The following is a 24,609-nucleotide window of genomic DNA, read 5'->3' on the forward strand; positions in this document are numbered from 1 at the left end:
GCCTCAGCGCTTGACGGGCATCCATGCCCGTCACCTCCCTCCGCAAGCCCTGCGCTCGGCCTCCTGAAGTCGCAATCTGCGTCGCCTGGGCTTTCGCGCGCTTAGAAGCAACAGCAACAGCAACAGCAAAAAGACGGGACGGGACGGGGGGAGACTGGACTGGAGTAGGCTGATTGAGGAGAGTTTGAGCAGGTAGCTGAACCATAAAAAAGGCCACCCGAAGGTGGCCTTAATGAACTAGAGAATGTTCGAACTTACACAGCCGCAACAGGGCGCATGTAGGAGATCGGTGCCGTACTGGCATCTTCGAACGTAACCACTTCCCAAGCATCAGTTTCAGCAATCAACTTGCGCAGCAGCTGGTTGTTCAGCGCGTGCCCGGACTTGAAGCCCTTGAACTCGCCGATCAGGCTGTTGCCCAGCAGGTAGAGGTCGCCAATGGCATCGAGGATCTTGTGCTTCACGAATTCGTCTTCGTAGCGAAGGCCGTCTTCGTTCAGTACACCTTCCTCGTCGACCACGATGGCGTTCTCGACGCTACCACCCAACGCAAGGTTGTGCTTGCGCAGGTATTCGATGTCACGCATGAAGCCGAAGGTGCGGGCGCGGCTCACTTCCTTCACGAACGACGTGCTGGAAAAGTCGACGCTGGCGCTCTGGGTCCGGTTGCGAAGCACCGGGTGATCGAAGTCGATCTCGAAGCTCACCTTGAAACCTTCGAAAGGCAGGAACGTGGCGCGCTTGTCGCCCTCTTCCACGGTTACCTCACGCAGGATGCGGATGAACTTCTTGGCTGCGTCCTGTTCTTCCAGGCCGGCAGACTGAATCAGGAATACAAAAGGTCCGGCGCTGCCATCCATGATCGGCACTTCCGAGGCGGAGAGCTCGACGTAGGCGTTATCGATGCCCAAACCCGCCATGGCGGAGAGCAAGTGCTCGACCGTATCGACCTTGACGTCACCGTTGACCAGCGTCGTCGACATGGTTGTTTCGCCGACGTTGGCCGCACGCGCAGGGATCTCGACCACAGGGTCCAGGTCGGCGCGGCGGAAGACGATGCCGGTGTCAACAGGTGCAGGCTTGAGGGTCAGGTAGACCTTCTCCCCGGAGTGCAGACCGACACCTGTGGCACGGATGGTATTCTTCAGGGTGCGTTGTTTAATCATGGCATTGGCCGCTTCAGCGCAAATTGCGAACAGGTATCAACAAAGGCTGGGGATGATAACAGACCCAACCTTTGATGAATACCAATCACCCTTATACCCCTGATAAATTTCATTAATCGGCCTGACGACGCAGGAATGCCGGAATATCGAGGTAATCCAGGTCGTCCTGAGGGTTCAGCTTGGCGGCTGCGGCAGCACCGGCGTGGGCCTGGTTGCGCATTACGGTCGGGCGCTCCAGGTCACGGTAGTTGACCGCTGGCTGCTCCTGGCGCACCGGGGCAGGGTTGGATGCCTCGTAGGCCTGCTGGGCAGTTTGCAGGGTGTTGTCGACAACCTTGACCGGCTTCTCGATACGCGCACCCAAGCCAGTGGCCACAACGGTGACGTGCAGCTCGTCGCGCATGTCCGGGTCGATCACGGTACCCACCTTGACCATGGCGTGGTCGGAGGCGAAGGCTTCGATGATGCTACCCACATCGGAGTATTCACCCAGCGACAGGTCAGGGCCTGCGGTGATGTTCACCAGGATGCCACGGGCGCCCTGCAGGTTGACATCTTCAAGCAGCGGGTTGCGGATGGCCGCCTCGGTGGCCTCGCGAGCACGGTTCGGGCCACTGGCGCAGCCGGTACCCATCATGGCCATGCCCATCTCGCCCATCACGGTGCGCACGTCGGCAAAGTCGACGTTGATCATGCCAGGGCGCTTGATGATGTCGGAGATACCGCGCACGGCGCCGGCCAGCACGTCATCCGCCTTGGCGAAGGCAGACAGCAGGCTTGCATCCTTGCCCAGGATGGTCAGCAGCTTCTCGTTGGGGATGGTGATCAACGAGTCGACGCTTTCAGCCAGCATGCGGATGCCTTCGTCGGCGATCTGCATGCGCTTGCGGCCTTCGAACGGGAACGGACGCGTCACCACCGCAACGGTGAGGATGCCCATTTCCTTGGCCACTTCGGCAATGATCGGTGCTGCACCGGTACCGGTACCGCCGCCCATGCCAGTGGTGATGAACACCATGTTGGTGCCTTGCAGCACTTCGGCGATGCGCTCACGGTCTTCCAGCGCGGCCTGGCGGCCGACTTCCGGATTGGCACCTGCACCCAGGCCCTTGGTCACGCCAGTGCCCAATTGCAGGATGGTGCGTGCACCGATGTTTTTCAGGGCTTGAGCATCGGTGTTGGCGCAGATGAATTCCACGCCTTCAATGCTGCTCTTGACCATGTGGTTGACGGCGTTGCCACCACCACCACCTACACCGATCACCTTGATGACCGGGCTTTGCGGGACGTTGTCTACGAGCTCGAACATTTTCCCTCTCCTTACAGTTCTCTAGTTGTCGCGCCTACCACTACTGCTTTGAAACTTAGAAGTTGCCTTGAACCCACCGCTTGAAGCGCTCAAGCACCGGGGCCTTCGGTTCATCGCCATAGCTGTTGTTGCTGCTGTTGCCGGTCAAAGGCAGGTCTTCGGTCTGCTTTTGCAGGCCGTAGGTAAGCAAGCCCACACCGGTGGAATAAATCGGGTTGCGCACCACGTCGCTCAGCCCCCGAACGCTGTGCGGTACGCCCAGGCGTACCGGCATGTGGAAGATTTCTTCGGCCAGTTCAACGGCGCCTTCCATTTTTGCAGTACCGCCGGTGAGGACGATGCCCGCGGGCACCAGGTCCTCGTAGCCGCTGCGGCGCAGTTCGGCCTGGATCAGCGTGAAGAGCTCGTCGTAACGCGGCTCCACGACTTCGGCCAGGGCCTGGCGCGACAGTTCGCGCGGCGGACGGTCGCCCACGCTTGGCACCTTGATGGTTTCGCCAGCGCCGGCCAGCTTGGCCAGGGCACAGGCGTAACGGATCTTGATTTCCTCGGCGTACTGGGTGGGCGTGCGCAGGGCCATGGCAATGTCATTGGTTACCTGGTCGCCGGCAATCGGGATCACCGCCGTGTGGCGGATGGCGCCTTCGGTGAAGATGGCGATGTCGGTAGTACCACCCCCGATGTCCACCAGGCACACACCCAGCTCTTTCTCGTCATCGGTCAGCACCGAGTAGGCCGAGGCCAGTTGCTCGAGGATGATGTCGTCGATTTCCAGGCCGCAGCGGCGCACGCACTTTTCGATGTTCTGGGCAGCGTTGACGGCGCAGGTCACCACGTGAACCTTGGCCTCCAGGCGTACGCCCGACATGCCCAGCGGCTCGCGCACACCTTCCTGGTTGTCGATCACATAGTCCTGCGGCAGGGTGTGCAGCACACGCTGGTCTGCCGGGATGGCGACGGCCTGGGCCGCATCCAGTACCCGTTCCAGGTCGGCCAGGCTGACCTCACGGTCGCGAATGGCGACGATACCGTGGGAGTTGAGGCTGCGGATGTGGTTACCGGCTACGCCAACGAATGCCGAGTGAATGCGGCAACCGGCCATCAGCTGCGCTTCTTCAACGGCACGCTGGATCGACTGCACGGTGGACTCGATGTTCACCACCACGCCTTTTTTCAGGCCCCGGGACGGATGGGTGCCGATCCCGACGATTTCCAGGGTGCCGTCCTCGCCCACCTCACCCACCAGCGCCACCACCTTGGAGGTGCCAATGTCCAGCCCGACGATCATTTTGCCGCTATGCGCGTTTGCCATGGTCCTGCCTCTCTCTAATTCTTCGCAACGGCGGGTTGGGCCGTCGTCGGTGCAATCGGTTCCCGCCAGCCAACGGCAAGTCCGTTGGCGTATCGCAGATCGATGCGGGCGATGTTGGCGATCTGCTCTTTAAGCGTCTTGTCGTAAATGGCAATGAAACGGCGCATCTTCTCTACCAGATGGTCGCGCCCCAGCAGCAACTCGATGCCTGGCCCGGCGCTGCTCGCACCCGTGGTCAGGAACCAGCTGCCCCGCTCGCGCAGCTCCAGGCGTGCGATGGAAAAGCCCAGGGGGCGCAGCATCTGGCTCAGTACCTGATACTGCTGCATGACTTGTTGCTGTGCACGCTGCGGCCCGGCCAGCTGCGGCAGGTGCTCGTAGTTGGCCAGCTCGCGCGGGGTGAATGCCTGGCCCTGGTTGTTGAGCAAGGCTTCATCACCCCAGCGCGCCACCGGCAGTTGTTCTTCGAGGCGGATCACGACCTCGTCCGGCCATACACGGCGTACTTCGGCGTGGGCGATCCAGGGCATCTGCTCAAGCTCGGTACGCATCGCCGGCAGGTCGACGGTGAAGAAGCTGGCCGCCACGTAGGGGGCGATGCGCTGCTGCACGGACTGCTGGCTGATGTAGGTCAGGTCGCCCTGCACGTCGATCTTGGTGATGGGCCGGTCGGCATAGGGCATCAGCCGCACCGCGCCCTCGTACGCACCAAAACCTGCGGCTACCAGCAGCACCGGCCACAGCAGGCGCTTGAGGCCGCCCAGGCTAGGCCGCGGCAGGCGCGCCGATACGGGCTCGTCGGCCACCAGCCGGCTGGCACCACGCGGCACCGGCTTGCTACGGCCGGTAACGGGTTGCTGCTGACGTATCATCGCGCCTTGCATGATGGTTAACCTCGCGTCGCCATGCTGTCGGCCAGGATCGCCAGCACCAATTGCTGGAAGTCCAGGCCGGCCGCGCGGGCCGCCATGGGCACCAGGCTATGATCAGTCATGCCGGGTGCGGTGTTGACTTCGAGCAGCCAGAACCGGCCCTGCTCGTCCTGCATCACGTCCAGCCGGCCCCAGCCTTCGATGCCGATGGCATCGCAAGCACGGGCGGTCAGGTCGATCAGTTCCTGTTCCTTGACACTGTCCAGCCCGCAGGGAATGCGGTACTGGGTGTCGTTGGCGATGTACTTGGCGTCGTAGTCGTAGAACACGTGCGGGGTACCCAGGGCGATTGGCGGCAGCACCTGCCCGCGCAGTACCGCAATGGTGAACTCCGGGCCGTGAATCCACTGTTCAACGAGTACCTGGGAATCGTAGTTGGCGGCGTCTCGCCAGGCGGCGACCAGTTCCTGCTCGCTGTTCACCTTGGCCATGCCGATGCTGGAGCCTTCATGGGCAGGTTTGACGATGAGCGGGAAGCCCAGTTCCGTGCTGGCACGCAAACAATCGCTTTCGCTTGCCAACACCGCATGGCGTGGCGTGGGGATGCCCAGGCTCTGCCACACCTGCTTGGTGCGCAGCTTGTCCATGGCCAGCGCCGACGCGAGGATGCCACTGCCGGTGTAAGGGATGCCCAGACACTCCAGCAAGCCTTGCATGCTGCCGTCTTCGCCGCCGCGACCGTGAAGGATGATGAACGCACGGTCGACCTTCTCGCTTTGCAGGCGGGTGAGCAGGTCGTCGCCCACATCGATGGCAACCACGTCAACACCCGCTGCCGTCAACGCGCTGATCACGGCAGCCCCGGACTTCAGCGACACTTCGCGTTCGGCGCTCTTGCCGCCGTACAGTACCGCGACGCGGCCGAACGCCTTGACGTCCAGGGTGGAGTGCAACGTGTCGTAGGCGCTGGTCATTTCGACTTCTCCTGCTTGGCGCCAGCGAACAGCGGGCTTTTCATCAATTGCGGGGCCAGGCCGCCGACGTCGCCGGCCCCCTGGCAAATCAGGATGTCGCCGGCACGCAGCAAGGGCTTGACCAGCGGCGCCAGCTCGGCGCCACGTTCGATGTAGATCGGGTCCAGCTTGCCGCGCTGGCGGATGCTGTGGCACAGCTGGCGGCTGTCGGCGCCCGGGATCGGCTCCTCACCGGCCGGGTACACCTCCATCAACAGCAGCACGTTGGCATCGCCCAGCACCTGGACGAAATCGTCGTACAGGTCACGGGTACGGCTGTAGCGGTGCGGCTGATACACGATCACCAGGCGGCGGCTGGGCCAGCCACCGCGTACCGCCTTGATCACAGCAGCCACTTCGGTAGGGTGATGGCCGTAGTCGTCCACCAGCATCACGCTGCCACCGTCTACCGGCAGTTCGCCATATACCTGGAAGCGCCGGCCGACACCCTGGAAGCCGGACAGGCCCTGGATGATGGCGTCGTCGGCAATGCCTTCGTCGGTGGCGATGGCGATGGTGGCCAGGGCATTCAGCACGTTATGGTTGCCCGGCATGTTCACCGACACTTCCAGCGGCTCGCAGTCGCGGCGCAGCACGGTGAAGTGGGTTTGCATGCCCTGCTGGCGCACGTTGATCGCGCGGATGTCGGCCTCTTCGCTGAAGCCGTAGGTAACCGTCGGGCGCTTGACCTGCGGCAGGATCTCGCGCACTACCGGGTCGTCCAGGCACATCACGGCCAGGCCGTAGAACGGCAGGTTGTGCAGGAACTCGACGAAGGTTTTCTTCAGCTTGTTGAAGTCACCTTCGTAGGTGGCCATGTGGTCGGCGTCGATGTTGGTGACCACGGCAACCATCGGTTGCAGGTGCAGGAAGCTGGCGTCGCTCTCGTCGGCTTCGGCGATCAGGTAGCGGCTGGTGCCCAGCTGGGCGTTGGTGCCGGCTGCAGTCAGGCGGCCACCGATGACGAACGTAGGGTCCAGGCCGCCTGCGGCGAACACCGATGCCAGCAGGCTGGTGGTGGTGGTCTTGCCGTGGGTGCCGGCAACGGCCACACCATGGCGGTAACGCATCAGTTCGGCAAGCATCTCGGCGCGCGGTACCACCGGGATACGGCGCTCCAGCGCGGTGGCCACTTCCGGGTTGGCAGGGTTGATCGCGCTAGACACCACCAGCACATCGGCGGTGGCCGCATTCTCGGCGCGGTGGCCGACGAAGATCTGGGCGCCGAACGATTCCAGGCGCTCGGTGACAGGCGAGGCCTTCAGGTCGGAACCGGACACTTCATAGCCCAGGTTCAGCAGCACCTCGGCGATGCCGCACATGCCCACACCGCCAATGCCGACGAAGTGAATGCGACGGATACGGCCCATTTTCGGCTGGGGCATGGCTTTCTGGCTCTCAACCATGGGCCACCTCCAGGCAGATGTCGACTACGGTGCTGGTTGCAGCAGGTTTGGCCAGGCGTCTTGCAGTACCAGCCATGACAGTGAGTTTCTCGGGTTGCATCAGCACCTCGTTCAGGCGTTCAGCGAGCTGCGCTGCGCCAGTTGTCGCTTGTGGCATCAGGAAGGCAGCGCCTTCACGGGCCAGATATTGGGCGTTATGGGTCTGGTGGTCGTCGATGGCATGGGGCAAGGGCACCAGCATCGAAGGCAGGCCCGCTGCCGCCAGCTCGCTGACAGTCAGGGCGCCGGCCCGGCACACCACCAGATCAGCCCAGCCGTAGGCATGGGCCATGTCCTTGATGAAGGGCTCTACCTGAGCCTCTATGCCAGCCTCGCGATAACGCTCGGCGGTGACCGGCGCATGCTGCTTGCCGGCCTGATGGAACACCTCTGGCCTGACGGCCGCAGGCACTTCGGACAGCGCCTTAGGCAACAATTTGTTCAATGGTTCCGCACCCAGGCTACCGCCGAGTACCAGCAGGCGTGCCGGGCGCGCAGCCAGCGGTGCGCGCTGTGCGTCCATGAACAGCTCAGGGCGCACCGGGTTCCCCGTGGTACGGCGCTTGTCGCTGGCGTCGAATGTGTTCGGGAACGCCTCGCACACCCGCGCCGACAGCGGTGCCAGCAGGCGGTTGGCGGTACCGGCCCGGGCGTTTTGCTCGTGGATGACCAGCGGCACACCGCACAGCTTGGCCGCCACACCGCCTGGGCCGGTGACGTAGCCACCGAAGCCCAGCACGCAGACCGGCTTGAGCTGACGGATCACACGCCGGGCCTGCAAGACCGACTTGATCAGCATCAGCGGCGCCTTCAGCAGCGACAGCTTGCCCTTGCCGCGCAAACCGCTGACCTCGATGCGGTGCAACGGCAGACCTGCCTGAGGCACCAGTTCGTTCTCGATGCCACGCGGGGTACCCAGCCAATGCACGGCATACCCGCGGGCCTGGAACTCACGGGCGCAGGCCAGGGCCGGGAACACGTGGCCCCCGGTGCCGCCTGCCATGATCAATACGTTTTTGCCGTCAGCGGCCATGACTGGGCTCCTCGGCAAAATCGCTCTCGCTGAATTCATGTTCCTCGCTACCCAGGTGCGTGCGGCTTTCCCACTCGATGCGCAGCAACAGGCCCACGCAGGCGCAGCAAATCACCAGGGAACTACCGCCATAACTGAGGAACGGCAGGGTCAGGCCCTTGGTCGGCAACAGGCCGACGTTCACGCCGATGTTGATCAGGAACTGGCCAATCCACAGGAAGGCCAGGCCGAATGCCATGTAGGCAGCAAAGAACTGCTTGGCTTTCTCGGCCCACAAACCGATGTAAAGGGCACGCACGGTGACAAATACGAACAGCGCAATGGTGACCAGCGAGCCGACCACGCCCAGCTCTTCTGCCAGCACCGAGAACACGAAGTCGGTGTGGGCTTCTGGCAGGTAGAACTGCTTCTGCACACTGTTGCCCAGGCCCACGCCCAGCCACTCGCCACGGCCGAAGGCAATCAGCGCCTGGGTAAGCTGGTAACCCGAGCCGAACTGGTCGGACCAGGGGTCGGTGAAGGTGATCAGCCGCGCCATTCGATAGGGCTGCGCCTGTACCAGCACGAACACCGCCACCACCGCCAGCACCACCATCAGGCTGAAGCGGAACAGCCCAACCCCACCGAGGAACAGCATGGCAGCAGCCGCACCCATCATGACCACGGTGGCGCCGAAGTCCGGCTCCATCAGCAGCAGGCCGGCCATGGGCAGCAGCACGATGAACGGCTTGAAGAAGCCCATCCAGCTTTCGCGCACCTCGGTCTGGCGCCGCACCAAGTAACCGGCGAGGTAGATGACCACGAATACCTTGGCGATTTCAGACGGCTGCACGTTGAAGAAACTGAAGCCGATCCAGCGCATCGAACCGTTCACCTCGCGGCCAATGCCGGGCACCAGCACCAGCACCAGCAGGCCGAAGGCGCCCAGCAGCATCATGAAGCCCATGCGCTGCCAAGTGGCGATCGGCACCATCATGGTCGCGCCGCAGGCGACCAGGCCCAGGAACACGTACACCAGGTGGCGGTACATGTGGTAGAGCGGGTTACCCGACTGCACGGCAGCCACTTCCGACGAAGCCGAGGTGATCATCACCAGGCCAAGGCCCAGCAAGGCCAGGCAACCTGCCAGCAGCGCGAAGTCCAGGTCGATGCCACGGCCACTGATCAGTGGCGACGGGTAAGGCTTGAGGACACCGAAGATCATGCGAGTGCCTCCGCGGCCTGGGCAAACAGCCGCCCGCGTTCTTCGAAATTCCTGAACATGTCGAGGCTGGCGCAGGCCGGCGACAGCAGCACGGCGTCCCCCCGCTGGGCCAGCTCGGCGCATTGGCGCACGGCATCTTCCAGGGTGCCGACGCGCACCAGCGGCACGTCGTCGCCCAGTGCGTCGGCCAGGCGCTCGGCGTCACGGCCCAGCAGCACTACCGCGCGGCAGAAACGCTTGACCGGCTCACGCAACGCCGTGAACTCGGCACCTTTGCCATCCCCCCCGGCGATCAGCACCAGCTTGCCCTCAATGTCGGCACCCAAACCTTCGATGGCAGCCAGGGCTGCCCCAACGTTGGTCGCCTTGGAATCGTCATACCAGTTCACGCCATCGCGCTCGCGCACCCACTGGCAACGGTGGGCCAAGCCACCGAATGCGCGCAGGGCCTCCAGCATGGGCGCGAAGGCAAGCCCGGCGGCGTGCCCCAAGGCCAGGGCAGCCAGGGCGTTGCTCTGGTTGTGGGCGCCACGAATCTTCAGCTCGCGCACCGGCATCAGGTTCTGGAACTCGAACGCCAGGTACTTCTCGCCATCCACTTCGCGCAGGCCGAACGCCTTGAAGTCCGGTTGGTTCAGGCCAAATGTCCAGCACGGGCGACCTTCGACCGGCAGTGGCCGGCTGAGTGCATCCTGGCGGTTGACCACCACCTGGCGCGCCCCACGGAAGATGCGGTGCTTGGCCAGGTGATAGGCCGGCAGGCCGCTGTAGCGGTCCATGTGGTCTTCGCTGATGTTCAGCACCGTGGCCACTTCGGCATTGAGCTGGTCAGTGGTTTCCAGCTGGAAGCTGGACAGCTCCATCACGTACAGCTCGACGTCATCGGCCAGCAGGTCCAGCGCCGGCGTGCCGAGGTTACCGCCCACCGCTACGCGCTTGCCGGCCTTGGCCGCCATCTCGCCCACCAGTGTGGTGACGGTGCTCTTGGCGTTGGAGCCGCTGATGGCGATGATCGGTGCCTTGGCATGGCGGGCAAACAGCTCGATGTCGCCAGAAAGCTTCACCCCCCGTGCCGCCGCCTGTTGCAGCGCCGGGGTGGCAAGGGCCAGGCCAGGGCTTACATACAGCTCGCTGGCGCGGCACAGGAAGTCGACATCCAGTTCGCCACAGCGTACTTCCACCTGCGGGTAGTCACGGCGCAGGGTGTCCAGTTCCGGCGGTTGCTCGCGGGTGTCGGCGACCGCAAAGGCGATGCCCCGGCTCGCCAAGAAGCGAACCAGGGACATGCCGCTCTTGCCGAGGCCGACAACGATGCGGAATTGGTCGGAAGCGATCAGTGACACGCTCGTCTACCTCAGTTTCAGGGTTGCAAGGCCAACCAGCACCAGAATCACGGTGATGATCCAGAAGCGGACAATCACCCGTGGCTCCGGCCAGCCCTTGAGTTCAAAGTGGTGGTGTATCGGCGCCATGCGGAACACGCGCTTGCCGGTGAGCTTGAACGACGCCACCTGGATCACCACCGACAGGGTTTCCATCACGAACACGCCGCCCATGATGAACAGCACGATTTCCTGGCGGACAATGACGGCAATGGTGCCCAGTGCCGCGCCCAGCGCCAGCGCGCCCACGTCGCCCATGAAGACCTGCGCCGGGTAAGTGTTGAACCACAGGAAGCCCAGGCCGGCACCGATCAGCGCACCGCAGAACACGATCAACTCGCCCGAGCCCGGCACGTACGGGATCAGCAGGTATTCGGCGAACTTCACGTTGCCCGACAGGTAGCAGAAAATGCCGAGCGCCCCACCCACCATCACCGTCGGCATGATCGCCAGGCCATCGAGGCCGTCGGTGAGGTTGACGGCGTTGCTGGAGCCGACGATGACGAAATAGGTCAGCACCACAAAGCCGATGCCCAGCGGGATGGTGACGTCCTTGATGAACGGCAGTATCAGCGTGGTTTCGACACTGGTTGGCGCGGTCTTGTACAGGAATACCGCTGCAGCCAGGCCGAACACCGACTGCCAGAAGTACTTCCAGCGGCTGGGCAGCCCACGGGAGTTTTTCTCGATGACCTTGCGGTAGTCGTCCACCCAGCCGATGGCACCGAAAGCCAGGGTGACGATCAGCACCACCCACACGTAACGGTTGGTAAGGTCAGCCCACAGCAGCGTGCTGACGGCGATGGCGGAAAGGATCAGCGCACCACCCATGGTCGGGGTGCCGGACTTGGAGAGGTGCGATTGCGGCCCGTCGTTGCGCACGGCCTGGCCGATCTGACGGATTTGCAGGGTACGGATCATCCACGGCCCCAGCCACAGCGCCATCGACAACGCGGTCAGTACACCCAGAATCCCGCGCAGGGACAGGTACTGGAAGACCGCGAAGCCCTTGTGGAACTGTTGCAGATACTCGGCCAACAGCAGCAGCATTAATGTTTCTCCCCGCTGGCACCGCACAGTGCAGCCACGACGTTTTCCATCGCAGCGCTGCGCGAGCCTTTTATCAATATGGTGGTGTCGCTGACGTTCTCGGCACTGACAGCGTCGATGAGCTCAGCTTGCGTCGCGAAATGGCGGCCATGTGCGCCGAATGCCTGTACCGCGTGGGCCATGTTGGCACCCACCGCGTAAAGGGCGTCGACTTTGCCGCGGGCATAGTCACCCACCTGACGGTGGCCTTCCTCTGCCCACTGCCCCAGTTCGCCGATATCTCCAAGCACCAGGACGGTACGCCCGGAAAAGGCGGCGAGTATATCAATGGCCGCGCACATGGAGGTGGGATTTGCGTTGTAGCTGTCGTCGATAACACAGGCCCCACCCGGCGCGATCTGCGCCACGGTCCGGCCCTTGACCGGCTGCACGGCAGCGAGGCCCGCGGCGATGCCGCTCAGGCTCACGCCCACGGCGTGGGCAGCAGCAGCGGCAGCCAGTGCGTTGCTGACGTTGTGCACGCCCAGCAGGTTCAGTTGCACGGTGACTTCACCGCCAGCGCCATGCAGGGTGAAGGCCGGGCAGCCACGTACATCCCGGCCAAGGTTGCTGGCATGGAAGTCGGCCCCGGGGTTATCCAGGGCGAAGCTGATGACGCGATGGCTACCGGCGCGTTTGCGCCAGATATCGAACGCCTTGTCGGCCAGGTTGAGGATGGCAATGCCACCTTCACCCAGGCCTTCCAGGATCTCGCCCTTGGCCTCGACGATCTTTTCCGGGCCGCCGAACTCGCCTACATGGGCGGTACCGGCGTTGTTGATGATGACCACCTGTGGTTTGGTCAGGCCGACGGTGTAGCGGATTTCGCCAATGCGCGAGGCGCCCAGCTCGATCACTGCCGCGCTGTGCTCGGGCGCAATTTCAAGCAGGGTCAGCGGCGCACCCAGGTCGTTGTTCAGGTTGCCACGGGTGGCATGCACCAGGCCGCGGGTGCGCAGGATGCTGGCGAGCATTTCCTTCACCGTGGTCTTGCCACTGGAGCCGGTAATGGCCACCACCGGGTTGTGGAACCGGGCACGGTTCAGCGCGCCAAGCTGGCCCAGGGCCACACGGCAGTCGGCGACCACCAGCTGTGGCAGGTCGACGCCTGCCACTTCGCGCTCGACCAATGCCGCAACAGCGCCCTTGGCCTGCACATCGGCCAGGTAGTCATGGCCATCGAAACGCGGGCCGGTCAGGGCAACGAACAGCTGCCCGGCACCCACGCTGCGGCTGTCGATGCTCACGCCATCGAAGCGCGCGTCGGCACCGCTCAGGCGACCGCCAAGTGCGCCCGTCAGCTGGCTGAGGGTCATGGGCTCAAGCATGTGGTGCCTCCCAGGCTGCGAGTGCCTTGTCGGCTTCGATCAAATCGGAGAAGGCGTGACGTTCGCCATTGATCTCCTGGTAATCCTCGTGCCCCTTGCCGGCCAGCACGATCACATCGTCGGCGGCAGCACCGGCGATCAGTTGGGCAATGGCTGCGCCGCGGCCAGAGACGAAGGCCACCGCATCTGGCGCGGAAAAGCCCGGGCGGATGTCGTCGAAGATGCGCTGTGGGTCTTCGCTGCGCGGGTTGTCATCGGTGACCAGCACCCGGTCGGCCAGGCGCTCGGCCACTTCGGCCATCAGCGGGCGCTTGCCGCGGTCGCGATCGCCGCCGCAGCCAAACAGGCACAGCAGCTGGCCGTGCGCATGCGGGCGCAGTGCTTCCAGTACTTTGTCCAGGGCATCGGGTGTGTGTGCATAGTCCACCACCACCAGCGGTTTGCTACCGCCCCCCAGGCGCTGCATGCGGCCTACCGGCCCTTGCAGTTGCGGGGTGACCTTGAGGATTTCGTCCAGCGCGTAGTCCAGCGCCAGCAGGCTGGCGACGGCGGCCAGCATGTTGCTCAGGTTGAAACGGCCCAGCAGCTGGCTGCGCAGCGTGCGTTCGCCCTGCGCCGTGACCAGGGTGGCGCACACGCCCTCATCGGTGAACACGGCCTCGCGGCAGAACAGCGTGGCGTCCGGGTTTTCCAGGCTATAACTGATCAGCCGGGTCTCGATATGATCACCGACAGGGCGCCTGGCATAGGCGTCTGCCAGGCGCTGGCCGAACCCGTCATCCAGGTTGACCACTTGGCAGCGCAAGCTGGGCCAGGTGAACAGCTTGGCCTTGGCCGCTTCGTAGGCCTGCATGCTGCCGTGGTAATCCAGGTGGTCGCGGGACAGGTTGGTCATCACCGCAATGTCGAAGTCGAGCGCAGCCACACGCCCCTGCTCCAGGGCATGGGAAGAGACTTCCATGGCGACGGCCTTGGCGCCCTGCTTCTTGAGGTCGTAGAGGGTGGCCTGCACGGCGATGGGGTCGGGTGTGGTCAGCCGCCCGCTCTGCAGCTCGCCATAGAAGCCGGTACCCAGCGTGCCGATCAGGCCGCAACGCTGGCCCAACGCATCCAGTGCCTGGGCAACCAGTTGGGTAACGCTGGTCTTGCCATTGGTACCGGTGACGCCCAGCAGGTTCAGCTGGCGGCCGGGGTCGCCATAGAAGCGGCCAGCAATGTCCGACAACTGGGCGACCAGGCCTTTTACCGGAATCAGCGGTACGTCGGTCAGGGGCAACACGTTGGCGCCCTGCTCTTCGTAGGCCACAGCTGCGGCGCCACGGGCAAGGGCATCGGCAATGTGACCACGCCCATCCATTTTGGCACCCGGCACGGCCAGGAACAGGTCGCCAGGGCGTACCTGGCGGCTGTCCAGGGTCAACTCGCGAATCAGCGGGTCGCGGCTGGCGTGGGCAAACAGTTTGCTCAGTGGCATCGTCATTATCCACGCCCTCCCTTGGCGGCGGCTGCATTGACTTGCGATTGCTCGGCCGGTGCCGGTGGGGGCAGGTTGTCTGGCGGTACGTTCATCAGCCGCAGGGTGCCGGACATGACCTTGCTGAAGACCGGTGCCGACACCAGGCCGCCGAAGTAGCCGCCCTTGCCTGGTTCGTCGATCACCACGACGATGGCGTAGCGTGGGTCGCTCATGGGGCCGAAGCCTGCGAACAACGAACGGTAGGCGTTCTCGGTGTAGCCCTTGGAGCCCACCGTGGCCTTACGCGCCGTACCCGACTTGCCAGCCACGTGATAGAACGGCACCTGGGCACGGAACACGCCGCGCGGTGCTTCAATCACCTGCTGCAACATGCCCTGCACGGTTTCAGCGGTTTCCTTGGGGATGGCCTGCACGGCTTCAGGCGCCTTGTCGACCTTGAGGATCGACAGCGGCACCATCTTGCCGTCGTTGGCCAGCGCCGCGTAGGCATGCACCAGTTGCAGGGCAGTCACCGATACGCCATAGCCGTAGGACAAGGTGGCCGTTTCGGCCTTGCGCCATTCACGGTGGTTAGGCAGGTTACCCACCCGTTCACCCGGGAAGCCCAGGCCCGTGTACTGGCCCAGGCCCACCTGGGACATCACCCGGTAAATGGCTTCGCCGCCAATGTCGAAGGCGATCTTGCTCATGCCCACGTTACTGGAGTTGATCAGGATGCCGGTCAGGTCGAGGATCGGGCCCTCGCTCTTGGACACGTCCTTGATGGTGTAGCGGCCGATCTGCAGGCTGCCCGGGTAGACCTCGACCTTGTCGGTAGGCTTCCAGCGGCCGCTCTGCAAGGCGGCGCTCATGGAGATCGGCTTGACCGTGGAACCCGGCTCGAACACGTCGATGATCGCCCGGTTGCGCATGGCTGCCGGGAACATGCTGCGACGGTTGTTGGGGTTGTAGGTGGGCTGGTTGACCATGGCCAGCACTTCGCCAGTCTTAACGTCCATGATCACCAGGCTGCCCGCCTTGGCGTCCTGTTCGGCGATGGCGTTGCGCAGCTCACGGGTGGCCAGGTATTGCAGGCGCAGGTCTATCGACAACGCCAAGGTCTTCCCGGCCTTGGCGTTCTTGGTAACCTGGATGTCCTTGATCAGCCGGCCACGCCGGTCCTTGATCACTTGTCGCTTGCCCGGCACGCCCGCCAGCCACTCGTCGTAGGCCAGTTCGACCCCTTCGCGGCCATGGTCGTCCAGGTCGGTGAAGCCAACCATGTGCGCGGTCACATCGCCGGCCGGGTAGAAGCGACGGAATTCTTCCAGCCCGTACACACCCGGCACCTTCAGGTCCAGCACATGCTGGCCCTGCTCCGGGGTCAGGCCACGTACCAGGTAGATGAATTCTTTGCTGGCCTGCTGGGTCAGGCGCTCGGTCAACTGCTGCGCGTTCTGCCCCAAGGCAGCAGCCAGTTGCGGCCAGCGGTCGCGCGAGGCCTGCATTTCCTTAGGGTTGGCCCACAAGGTGGTGACCGGCGTACTCACGGCCAGAGGCTCACCATTGCGGTCGGTGATCAGGCCGCGGTGTGCCGGGATGGGAATATGACGCAGGCTGCGGGCATCGCCCTGGCCCTTGAGGAAGTCACGGTCGACCACCTGCAGATCGACGATGCGCCAGCAGATGGCGCCCACCATCAGCGCCAGCAGGCCGATGACCACGCGAAACCGCCATGGGTACAGTGCGCCTTCGAGCTTCATCATGGCGTCACCATCCGCACTTCGTCAGCGGCAGGCACGCGCATCTTCAGTTGCTCGGACGCCAGGTTCTCGATGCGGCTGGAAGCGGTCCAGGTGCTCTGTTCGAGGATAAGCCGGCCCCACTCGGCCTGGGCCTTGTCGCGGTCATTCAGCTCGCCGTAGAGGGTATTGAGCAACTGGCGGTTCCAGTGCGCGCTGTACGATACAGCGATGGCCGAAATCAGCACGCCGACGAACAGCAGGAGCATCAGGAAGCTTCCGCCTGGCAGGGGCTTGGCGAACAGCTTGCTCACCGCAGTTTCTCCGCCACACGCATTACCGCACTGCGCGACCGTGGGTTGGCCTTGAGCTCGGCCTCAGAGGCGAACTGGGCCTTGCCGATAAGCTTGATCTTGGGCTCGAACACCTTGTGCTGCACGGGCAGGTTACGCGGCAGGTTGTCGGCCTCACCCTTGACCAGCTTGCGCATGAACAGCTTGACGATGCGGTCTTCCAGCGAGTGGAAGCTGATGACAGCCAGGCGGCCGCCGACTTCCAGGGCGTCAAGCGCGGCTTCCAGGCCGGCCTCCAGGTCGCCCAGCTCATTGTTGACGTGGATGCGCAGGCCCTGGAAAGCCCGGGTCGCCGGGTTCTTGCCCTTCTCCCAGGCCGGGTTGGCCACCTTGAGCACTTCTGCCAGGTCGGCAGTACGGGTGAACGGCTGGGTTTCACGGCGCTCGACCACAGCGCGTGCCATGCGGCCGGCAAAGCGCTCTTCACCGTATTCCTTGAACACGCGGGCAATTTCTTCTGCAGGTGCGGTGGCGATGAACTCGGCGGCGCTGATGCCCTGAGCCGGGTTCATGCGCATGTCCAAGGGGCCATCATTGAGGAAGCTGAAACCGCGCTCCGGGTCGTCCAGCTGCGGCGACGAAACACCCAGGTCCAGCAGCACACCACTGACCTTGCCGTGCAACCCGCGCTCGGCAACCTCTGCACCCAGCTCGGCAAAGCTGCGCTGCACAATGACAAAGCGGCCGTCTTCGGCCGCCAGCGCTTGCCCCGTGGCAATCGCCTGTGGATCTTTGTCGAACCCCAGCAGCCGCCCCTTCGGCCCGAGCCGGCTCAGGATCAACCGACTGTGGCCGCCGCGGCCGAAGGTACCGTCCAGATAGCAACCGTCGGCGCGCAAGGCCAATGCCTCGACAGCTTCGTCGAGCAGGACGGTGATGTGGTTGAAGCCGCTATCTATGGTCACAGGATCAGGTCACGCAGTTCGTCGGGCATGGCGCCCGGTTGTTGAATAGCTGCAAGGTCGGCTGCCGAAACCGCGTTCCAGGCATCTTCATCCCACAGCTGGAATTTGTTCAGTTGCCCCACCAGCATCGCCTTCTTGTCCAGCTTGGCGTACTCCCGCAGGCGGGGCGGCACCAGGAAACGGCCACTGCCATCGAGCTCCAGGTCAACCGCATTGCCGATCAGCAAACGCTGCAGGCGGCGGTTTTCTTCACGAAGCGACGGCAAGGCACGCAACTTGGCTTCTATTTGTTCCCACTCGTCGAGCGGATAGACACACAAGCAGGGGTCAACAGCGTCAATGGTCACGATGAGCTGGCCATTGCAGCGCGAATCGAGCTCGTCACGGTACCGGCTCGGCATGGCGAGACGGCCCTTTGCATCGAGGCTGACGGCGTTGGCTCCGCGGAACACGGCTGCGATTCCCCACAATGGTAGCGTTTTTGTGCCAGAAAACCCACTTCATCCCACTTTCTGCCACTTGCGCACACTATAGGAATCCGCCCGCAGCACCGTCAAGGCACGTTCGGAAGGAAAAGCCTTACAGGACCGAGATTTAGCGCAATAAAAGAAGGGGGAAGGAATACCGGGGATATAAAAAGACGAGAAAAATCAAACCCACCCAGGCGCCTGGCGCTGGAACTTAAAGTAATTTATGAAGAGTAAGATTTTTTCGGCATTACCAGCGGGGATCTGCTATCGATTCAAGCAGGGAGAAAAGGTGGAGAGTCGATCTGTAAGCCGGGTTTTGTCGAGGACAGTCATTCCTCTACGACGGCCATCACTGGACGCCTCTAGCAACCTACCCGGTTCCGACGCGGGCCACGCCTGATGGAACCCTATTTGGTCTTGCTCCGAGTGGGGTTTACCTAGCCACGAACTGTTGCCAGACGTGCGGTGCGCTCTTACCGCACCTTTTCACCCTTACCGGCGCCGAAGCGCTTAGGCGGTTATTTTCTGTGGCACTTTCCGTAGGCTCGCGCCTCCCAGGCGTTACCTGGCACTCTGCCCTGCGGAGCCCGGACTTTCCTCCCCCTGCAGTTGCGCAGCAGAACTGCGGAACTTAAACAGGCAGCGACTGTCCGATCGACTCTCCGCCGCAAAGAGTAACGGTAGTCGCCTTCAAGAACAAGCGATACCGGCACATATATCAAATTGCCACTATTTAGCCTTCTGTTTTCCCAGGGCCAGTTGATACAGCAGGTTCTTGCGCACGCCGGTTATGTCAGCAGCCAGTGCTGCTGCCCGCTTGAGCGGTAACTCAGCCAGCAGCAGGTCCAGCACCCGTTGCGCTTCGGTACTGATGGCCTGCTCACCTTCCGGCGCCGACCAGCCGCCCACCAACACCACGCACTCGCCACGCTGCTGGTTGCTGTCACCCGCCACGAAGGCATGCAGTTCCGCCAGGGGTACCCCCTTCAGGGTTTCGAAGGTCTTGGTCAGTTCACGGGCCAGAACCGCAGGGCGTTCACCGCCCAATACCGACTGCATGTCTTCCAGGCATTCCAGAATGCGATGCGGGGCCTCGTAGAAGATCAGCGTGCGCGGCTCCTCTTTGAGCTGCTCAAGACGGGCGCGGCGCCCTGCCGCCTTGGCGGGCAGAAAGCCCTCGAAAATGAAGCGATCCGATGGCAGGCCGGCGGCCGACAGCGCGGCGATCAACGCGCAGGCGCCTGGCACCGGCACCACCCTGACCCCAGCCTGGCGCGCCTGACGCACCAGATGGTAACCCGGGTCGGATATCAGCGGCGTGCCGGCATCGGACACCAGCGCCACGTCATCCCCTGCCAGCAGACGGGTAAGGAAGCGCCCCCCTTCATCACGCTCGTTGTGTTCATGGCATGCGGCCAAGGGTGTTTCTATACCAAAATGCTGCAGCAGGCGGATGGAGTGACGCGTGTCTTCGGCTGCAATCAGGGCCACGTCCGCCAACACCTTCAGCGCCCTGGCGCTCATGTCGTCAAGGTTGCCGATAGGGGTGGCCACGACGTAAAGCGTCCCTATTGCGGTTTTGGAAGCCCCTGCCACATCAGTCACTGCACGCACCTGTCATCTGGATCAAAGGCGCCATTGTAGCCCGAGCACCCGCAACAGGGCGCAAAGAAGTTCGCTTTCGGTCTGCGCAAGGCCACCTATAGTGAAGGATCAACACGGCGACATCGCGCCCCGGCCAGTGCTTGGGTACAATTGCCGGCCAACTTGATCGAGTAACAGGACTATTACATGATCGCTTGCCTGCGGCTGCTCACAGCCCTCTGTCTTGCTGCTCTGCTTGCAGCCTGCGCCAGCTCGCCCTCATCCAGCCTCGGCGAGCTGCCACGTACCCCGGACGCCAGCATCGAGCAATTGCTCGAGAAGGCCGCTTCCAGCAAATCTGCCGAGGACGCTGCCCTGCTGCGCCTGAGCGCAGCAGACTTGGCTTACAAGCAAAAAGACTTCCCGCGCGCCGCACGCATCCTCGAACAAGTCCCCGTAGACACGCTCAAGCCGGCACAGCAAGTGTTCGCCAGCACCCTGGCGGCGGAACTGGCGATGAGCCGCAACCAACCCAAGGCGGCCCTCGCAGCCCTGGCTCACCCCAGCCTGCAGCACACCGCTGAGCTGCCGGCCGAGCAGCAGGTCCGCACCTACAGTGTGCACGCTGCCGCCCTCGAAGCCGACGGCCAGGCGCTGCCTGCCGCACAGCAGCGTGTGCTGTTGGCACCGCTGCTCAGCGGCGCCGCTGCCAGCGCCAACAACGACGCCATCTGGGCGCTGGTCGCCGCACTGCCGGCCGAGCAACTGCAACAGCCTGGCACCGATCCGGTGCTCAACGGTTGGGCCAGCCTCGCGCTGGCGGTGAAAAGCGCCGGCACTCTGGAGCAACAGCAGGCAGCCATCGATGCCTGGGTGAAACAGCACCCGGATCACCCAGCCGCCCAACAGCTGCCATCGGCCCTGGCCAAGCTCAAAGCACTGGCCAGCCAGCCACTGACCAAGATCGCCTTGCTGCTGCCTCAGGAAGGTCCGCTGGCCGGTGTGGCACGCGCACTGCGCGATGGCTTCATGGCCGCCCACTTGCAAGCCCAGCAATCCGGCCAGCCAACCCCAGCCGTGCAGGTAGTGGACAGCTCGCGCATCGGCTCGCTGGACGACTTCTACCGCCAGGCCCAGGCCGATGGCGTGCAGTTGGTGATCGGCCCGCTGGAAAAACCCCTGGTCAAGCAGTTGGCGGCCAAGCCGCAGCTGCCTGTCACCACCCTGGCACTCAACTACGCAGACGCCGGCCAGACCGCACCGCCACAGCTCTTCCAGTTTGGCCTGGCGGCCGAAGACGAAGCGCGCGAAGTGTCACGCCGGGCACGCGCCGACGGCATGGTGCGCGCCGTGGCACTGGTGCCCAGTGGCGAATGGGGTGATCGCGTACTCGCCGCCTTCCGCAAGGACTGGGAAGCCAACGGCGGCACCTTGCTTGCCGCAGAGCGCATTGCGCAACCGGTAGCCCTTGCCCAGCAGATTGCCGACCTGTTCCAGCTGCGCCAAAGCGAAGGCCGGGCCAAGAGCCTGCAGAGCACCGTGGGTGGCAACATCGCCGCGCAGCCCTCGCGCCGCCAGGACATCGACTTCATCTTCCTGGCCTCCACGCCGCAACAGGCCCAGCAGATCAAGCCCACACTCAACTTCCAGTACGCGGGCGATGTACCGGTGTACGCCACCTCGAACCTCTACAGCGCCAGCGGTGACGTGAACCAGTACAACGACATGAACGGCATCCGCTTCTGCGAAACCCCATGGCTGCTGGACACGAGCAACAGCCTGCGTCAGCAGGTAGTGCAGCAATGGCCACAAGCTGCTGGCAGCCTTGGCCGCCTGTATGCCATGGGGGTGGACGCCTATAGCCTGGCGCCGCGCCTGGGCCAACTCAAGGCACTGCCAGACAACCGCATCCAGGGGCTGTCGGGTAGCCTGAGCATGAATGCCAGCCAGCGTGTCGAGCGTCAGCTGCCGTGGGCCGAGTTTGCCGGCGGCCAGGTCAAGCGCCTGCCCGACACTGCTCGCTGATGGCAACGGCGTCGCCCACACGCGCCGGGCAGGCTGCAGAAACCCAGGCCCTTGAACACCTTCAAGGGCAGGGCCTGCAACTGCTGGCTCGCAACTGGCGATGCAAAGGCGGCGAGCTTGATCTGGTCATGCTCGACGCCGATACAGTAGTATTCGTCGAAGTCCGCTACCGCTTGCATGCGGGCTTTGGTGGCGCCCTCGGCAGCATTGATCGGCGCAAGCAGAACAGAGTGGTGCTTGCCGCCCGTGTGTTCCTGCACCAGCAACCCCGTTGGGGCGACCACCCCTGCCGCTTCGATGTGGTCGCCCTGCAAGGCAGCCAGCATGCTGGCAGGCCGCTTCAATGGCTGAAAAACGCCTTCGAATGCTGAACCCACTTCATTTTTTTTGCTCTATGTTTCGCGGGCTGGTCACCGTTGCGCGCCGCGCCGGCCACCGCCCCACTTAAGGTCACCAGATGGACATGCAATCCCGAATTCGCCGGCTGTTCCAGGCCAGCATCGACACCAAGCAACAGGCAATGGACATCCTGGCACCGCATATCGAGCACGCCAGCCTGGTCATGGTCAACGCACTGCTGAACGAGGGCAAGATGCTCGCGTGCGGCAATGGCGGCTCGGCCGGCGACGCGCAGCATTTCTCTTCGGAGCTGCTCAACCGCTTTGAGCGCGAGCGCCCCAGCCTGCCGGCCATCGCCCTGACCACTGACAGCTCCACCCTGACCTCGATTGCCAATGACTACAGTTACAACGAGGTCTTTTCCAAGCAGATTCGCGCCCTGGGCCAGCCCGGGGATGTGCTGCTGGCGATCTCCACCAGCGGCAATTCTGCCAACGTGATCCAGGCCATCCAGGCCGCACACGATCGCGAAATGATTGTCGTAGCACTGACAGGCCGCGACGGCGGAGGCATGGCCTCGCTGCTGCTGCCCGAAGACGTCGAGATCCGTGTACCCTCGACGGTCACAGCTCGCATCCAGGAAGTCCACCTGCTGGCGATCCACTGCCTGTGCGATCTGATCGACAGCCAACTGTTCGGGAGTGAAGAATGACCCCTATGCGCGTCGGCCTTTTGGCCCTGACCCTGTGCCTGAGTGTCACCGGTTGCAGTTCGGTGCTCAACTCAACCCGTAATTCGCCGATCGAGGATGATCGCGGTACCCGCACCATCGGTAGCAAGATCGATGATTCGCTGATCGAGACCAAGGCATCGGTCAACATCGCCAAGGCCAGCCCAGATCTGGACAAGGGCTCGCACATCGTTGTCAGCAGCTACAACGGTATCGTCCTGCTGGCTGGCCAAACCCCACGGGCCGACCTCAAGGCCCTGGCGGAACAGACCGCCAGCCAGGTCCAGCGGGTGAAGAAGGTGCATAACGAGCTGCAAGTGATGCAGCCCTCCTCCATCCTGGCGCGCAATAACGACGCCTGGCTGACCACCAAGATCAAGACCCAGATGCTGGCAGACTCCGGCGTGCCAAGCTCGCGCATCAAGGTGATTACCGAAAATGGCATCGTGTACCTGCTGGGTCTGGTAACCCAACAGGAGGCCAATTCGGCTACCGCCGTGGTGCAGGGCGTGTCGGGCGTGCAGAAAATCGTCAAGCTGTTCGAATATATCGACTGATTAGGCTGGGTTTCTTGGCGCCTGTGCCAGACACCGTGAAAAAAAGGCGATCCTTACGGATCGCCTTTTTTATTACTTGACCACTTTCAAGCTGGGCCGGCCACTGGGGCGAGGAGGCTGACCGCCACCTTCTGGCGGCCCATCGTCATCCGGTTGCGCAGCGTCGTCTTCAAGCGCTTCCTCCTCCAGAGGCGACTCCAACTCGAAGACCATGCCCTGGCCATTCTCGCGTGCGTAGATACCCAGCACTGCAGCAATAGGCACGAACAGCGAATGAGGCACGCCGCCAAAGCGGCCCTCGAAGCTGACCGCGTCGTTGTCCATGTGCAAACTGCGCACCGCGCTTGGGGAAATGTTCAGGACAATCTGGCCATCGGTGGCAAAGCCATCCGGCACCTGCACCTTCGGGTACTCGGCGTTGACCAGCATATGGGGCGTGCAATCGTTGTCGACGATCCACTCGTACAGTGCTCGAACCAGATAGGGGCGACTGGAGTTCATCAACAGCTCCTTAAAGCTTGCGCATTTCACGTTCAACGGAGGACAGGCTGGCCAGGAACGGCTCCCGGGCAAACTGACGCTCCATGTAATCCAGCAGCGGCTTGGCTTGCCGCGGCAATTCGATACCCATGATCGGCAAGCGCCAGAGTATGGGCAATAGACAGCAATCGACCAGGCTTTGCTCCTCACTCATGAAGCAGGCGAACTCACCGAACAACGGCGACACCCCGGTCAGGCTCTCGCGCAGCGCCTTGCGCGCATTGGCCCGGGCTGGCTCGCTGCTGCGAGGGCCCAGTACCTGGTCAGCCAGGCTGCACCAGTCGCGCTGGATGCGGTGCATCAGCAAACGGCTGTTGCCACGTGCAACCGGGTACACCGGCATCAGCGGCGGGTGCGGGTAACGCTCCTCCAGGTACTCCATTACCACGGTCGACTCATACAACACCAGGTCACGGTCGACCAGGGTTGGCACGCTGCCATACGGGTTGACCTCGGCCAGCTTGGGCGGCACCCGGCTGGGGTCGACATCGATGACCTGCACGCTGACACCTTTCTCGGCCAGCACAAGGCGCACGCGGTGAGAGTAGTGGTCAGCAGGATCGGAATAGCAGGCTAACCTGTTGGTTACGCCCATGTAGAGCCTCCTCGCAGGGATGCTTGTAAAACTGTAAATGAAAACGCGCCCGCGGGCCCCCCGGGGGGTGGGGCCGGGGGGGGGGGGGGGGGGGGGGGTTTGGGGGGGGGGGGGGGGGGGGGGGGGGGGGGGGGGGGGGGGGGGGGGGGGGGGGGGGGGG

23 protein-coding genes and 1 other RNA gene are annotated in these 24,609 nt (G+C 63.5%); 4 read left to right on the forward strand and 20 right to left on the reverse strand.

The features are described 5' to 3' along the window. Positions 1-254: 254 nt before the first annotated feature. The 18 genes from lpxC to rsmI form a co-directional block, all read right to left on the reverse strand. On the reverse strand, positions 255-1,166 hold the full coding sequence (lpxC, locus tag IAE36_RS21440; protein ID WP_028635177.1) for a UDP-3-O-acyl-N-acetylglucosamine deacetylase: 912 nt from the start codon (positions 1,164-1,166) through the stop codon (positions 255-257). Positions 1,167-1,278: 112 nt separating this feature from the next. Next, positions 1,279-2,475: a cell division protein FtsZ gene (gene ftsZ, locus IAE36_RS21445; protein ID WP_003251871.1), complete on the reverse strand. Its 1,197-nt coding sequence runs from the start codon at positions 2,473-2,475 to the stop codon at positions 1,279-1,281. A gap of 55 nt (positions 2,476-2,530) precedes the next feature. Then, positions 2,531-3,787 (reverse strand): cell division protein FtsA, encoded by a 1,257-nt coding sequence (gene ftsA, locus IAE36_RS21450; protein WP_015271706.1) that lies wholly within the window; start codon positions 3,785-3,787, stop codon positions 2,531-2,533. A 14-nt stretch (positions 3,788-3,801) separates the two neighbouring features. After that, on the reverse strand, positions 3,802-4,671 hold the full coding sequence (locus tag IAE36_RS21455) for a cell division protein FtsQ/DivIB (protein ID WP_028635178.1): 870 nt from the start codon (positions 4,669-4,671) through the stop codon (positions 3,802-3,804). A 5-nt stretch (positions 4,672-4,676) separates the two neighbouring features. Beyond that, positions 4,677-5,633, reverse strand: coding sequence for a D-alanine--D-alanine ligase (locus tag IAE36_RS21460; protein ID WP_201214597.1), 957 nt, complete (start codon positions 5,631-5,633; stop codon positions 4,677-4,679). After that, positions 5,630-7,078: a UDP-N-acetylmuramate--L-alanine ligase gene (gene murC / locus IAE36_RS21465; RefSeq protein ID WP_028635180.1), complete on the reverse strand. Its 1,449-nt coding sequence runs from the start codon at positions 7,076-7,078 to the stop codon at positions 5,630-5,632. Before murC ends, IAE36_RS21460 begins: the two co-directional genes overlap by 4 nt. Then, positions 7,071-8,150 carry an undecaprenyldiphospho-muramoylpentapeptide beta-N-acetylglucosaminyltransferase gene (murG, locus tag IAE36_RS21470; RefSeq protein WP_060483268.1) on the reverse strand — a complete coding sequence of 360 codons (1,080 nt, stop codon included), beginning with the start codon at positions 8,148-8,150 and terminating at the stop codon, positions 7,071-7,073. The genes murC and murG overlap by 8 nt, the downstream gene beginning before the upstream one ends. Continuing rightward, the gene (gene ftsW, locus IAE36_RS21475) at positions 8,140-9,351 is read right to left on the reverse strand and encodes a putative lipid II flippase FtsW (RefSeq protein ID WP_174435888.1); all 1,212 of its coding nucleotides are present in this window, start codon (positions 9,349-9,351) and stop codon (positions 8,140-8,142) included. Before ftsW ends, murG begins: the two co-directional genes overlap by 11 nt. Further along, positions 9,351-10,697, reverse strand: a complete 1,347-nt coding sequence (gene murD, locus IAE36_RS21480) for a UDP-N-acetylmuramoyl-L-alanine--D-glutamate ligase (RefSeq protein WP_201214599.1) — start codon at positions 10,695-10,697, stop codon at positions 9,351-9,353. Before murD ends, ftsW begins: the two co-directional genes overlap by 1 nt. A gap of 6 nt (positions 10,698-10,703) precedes the next feature. Beyond that, on the reverse strand, positions 10,704-11,786 hold the full coding sequence (mraY, locus tag IAE36_RS21485) for a phospho-N-acetylmuramoyl-pentapeptide-transferase (RefSeq protein WP_028635184.1): 1,083 nt from the start codon (positions 11,784-11,786) through the stop codon (positions 10,704-10,706). Further along, positions 11,786-13,153 carry a UDP-N-acetylmuramoyl-tripeptide--D-alanyl-D-alanine ligase gene (locus tag IAE36_RS21490; RefSeq protein ID WP_201214601.1) on the reverse strand — a complete coding sequence of 456 codons (1,368 nt, stop codon included), beginning with the start codon at positions 13,151-13,153 and terminating at the stop codon, positions 11,786-11,788. Before IAE36_RS21490 ends, mraY begins: the two co-directional genes overlap by 1 nt. Further along, positions 13,146-14,633, reverse strand: coding sequence for a UDP-N-acetylmuramoyl-L-alanyl-D-glutamate--2,6-diaminopimelate ligase (locus tag IAE36_RS21495; protein ID WP_201214604.1), 1,488 nt, complete (start codon positions 14,631-14,633; stop codon positions 13,146-13,148). The genes IAE36_RS21490 and IAE36_RS21495 overlap by 8 nt, the downstream gene beginning before the upstream one ends. Beyond that, a complete protein-coding gene (locus IAE36_RS21500; protein WP_161629597.1) occupies positions 14,633-16,372 on the reverse strand; it encodes a peptidoglycan D,D-transpeptidase FtsI family protein in 1,740 nt (579 codons plus the stop codon). Before IAE36_RS21500 ends, IAE36_RS21495 begins: the two co-directional genes overlap by 1 nt. After that, positions 16,372-16,665: a cell division protein FtsL gene (gene ftsL, locus IAE36_RS21505; protein WP_028635188.1), complete on the reverse strand. Its 294-nt coding sequence runs from the start codon at positions 16,663-16,665 to the stop codon at positions 16,372-16,374. The genes IAE36_RS21500 and ftsL overlap by 1 nt, the downstream gene beginning before the upstream one ends. Beyond that, entirely contained in the window at positions 16,662-17,609 is a 948-nt protein-coding gene (gene rsmH, locus IAE36_RS21510; protein ID WP_442967484.1) for a 16S rRNA (cytosine(1402)-N(4))-methyltransferase RsmH, read from the reverse strand. Before rsmH ends, ftsL begins: the two co-directional genes overlap by 4 nt. Further along, positions 17,606-18,061: a division/cell wall cluster transcriptional repressor MraZ gene (gene mraZ, locus IAE36_RS21515; protein ID WP_004575120.1), complete on the reverse strand. Its 456-nt coding sequence runs from the start codon at positions 18,059-18,061 to the stop codon at positions 17,606-17,608. The genes rsmH and mraZ overlap by 4 nt, the downstream gene beginning before the upstream one ends. A gap of 307 nt (positions 18,062-18,368) precedes the next feature. Continuing rightward, an RNA gene (gene rnpB / locus IAE36_RS21520) (RNase P RNA component class A) lies at positions 18,369-18,741 on the reverse strand. Between the two features lie 67 nt (positions 18,742-18,808). Then, positions 18,809-19,684: a 16S rRNA (cytidine(1402)-2'-O)-methyltransferase gene (gene rsmI / locus IAE36_RS21525; protein WP_201214607.1), complete on the reverse strand. Its 876-nt coding sequence runs from the start codon at positions 19,682-19,684 to the stop codon at positions 18,809-18,811. 186 nt (positions 19,685-19,870) lie between these two features. On the opposite strand from rsmI, the gene IAE36_RS21530 reads away from it, so the two are divergent. From IAE36_RS21530 to IAE36_RS21545, 4 genes are all read left to right on the forward strand, one after another. Continuing rightward, a complete protein-coding gene (locus IAE36_RS21530; protein WP_201214610.1) occupies positions 19,871-21,688 on the forward strand; it encodes a penicillin-binding protein activator in 1,818 nt (605 codons plus the stop codon). Further along, positions 21,688-22,059: a YraN family protein gene (locus IAE36_RS21535; protein ID WP_201214613.1), complete on the forward strand. Its 372-nt coding sequence runs from the start codon at positions 21,688-21,690 to the stop codon at positions 22,057-22,059. Before IAE36_RS21530 ends, IAE36_RS21535 begins: the two co-directional genes overlap by 1 nt. An 86-nt stretch (positions 22,060-22,145) precedes the next feature. Next, complete coding sequence (locus IAE36_RS21540) at positions 22,146-22,739, forward strand: phosphoheptose isomerase (RefSeq protein ID WP_028635193.1); 594 nt, start codon at positions 22,146-22,148, stop codon at positions 22,737-22,739. Then, positions 22,736-23,314: a BON domain-containing protein gene (locus IAE36_RS21545; protein ID WP_028635194.1), complete on the forward strand. Its 579-nt coding sequence runs from the start codon at positions 22,736-22,738 to the stop codon at positions 23,312-23,314. Before IAE36_RS21540 ends, IAE36_RS21545 begins: the two co-directional genes overlap by 4 nt. A 72-nt stretch (positions 23,315-23,386) precedes the next feature. Here the strand turns inward: IAE36_RS21545 and IAE36_RS21550 are convergent, their stop codons facing one another. Further along, on the reverse strand, positions 23,387-23,815 hold the full coding sequence (locus tag IAE36_RS21550) for a ClpXP protease specificity-enhancing factor (protein ID WP_201165250.1): 429 nt from the start codon (positions 23,813-23,815) through the stop codon (positions 23,387-23,389). 10 nt (positions 23,816-23,825) lie between these two features. Next, positions 23,826-24,449 carry a glutathione S-transferase N-terminal domain-containing protein gene (locus IAE36_RS21555; protein WP_028635196.1) on the reverse strand — a complete coding sequence of 208 codons (624 nt, stop codon included), beginning with the start codon at positions 24,447-24,449 and terminating at the stop codon, positions 23,826-23,828. Between the last annotated feature and the right edge of the window lie 160 nt (positions 24,450-24,609).

It is taken from the genome of Pseudomonas sp. S36 (assembly GCF_016647875.1).
In the GTDB taxonomy this organism is placed as follows: Bacteria; Pseudomonadota; Gammaproteobacteria; order Pseudomonadales; family Pseudomonadaceae; genus Aquipseudomonas; species Aquipseudomonas parafulva.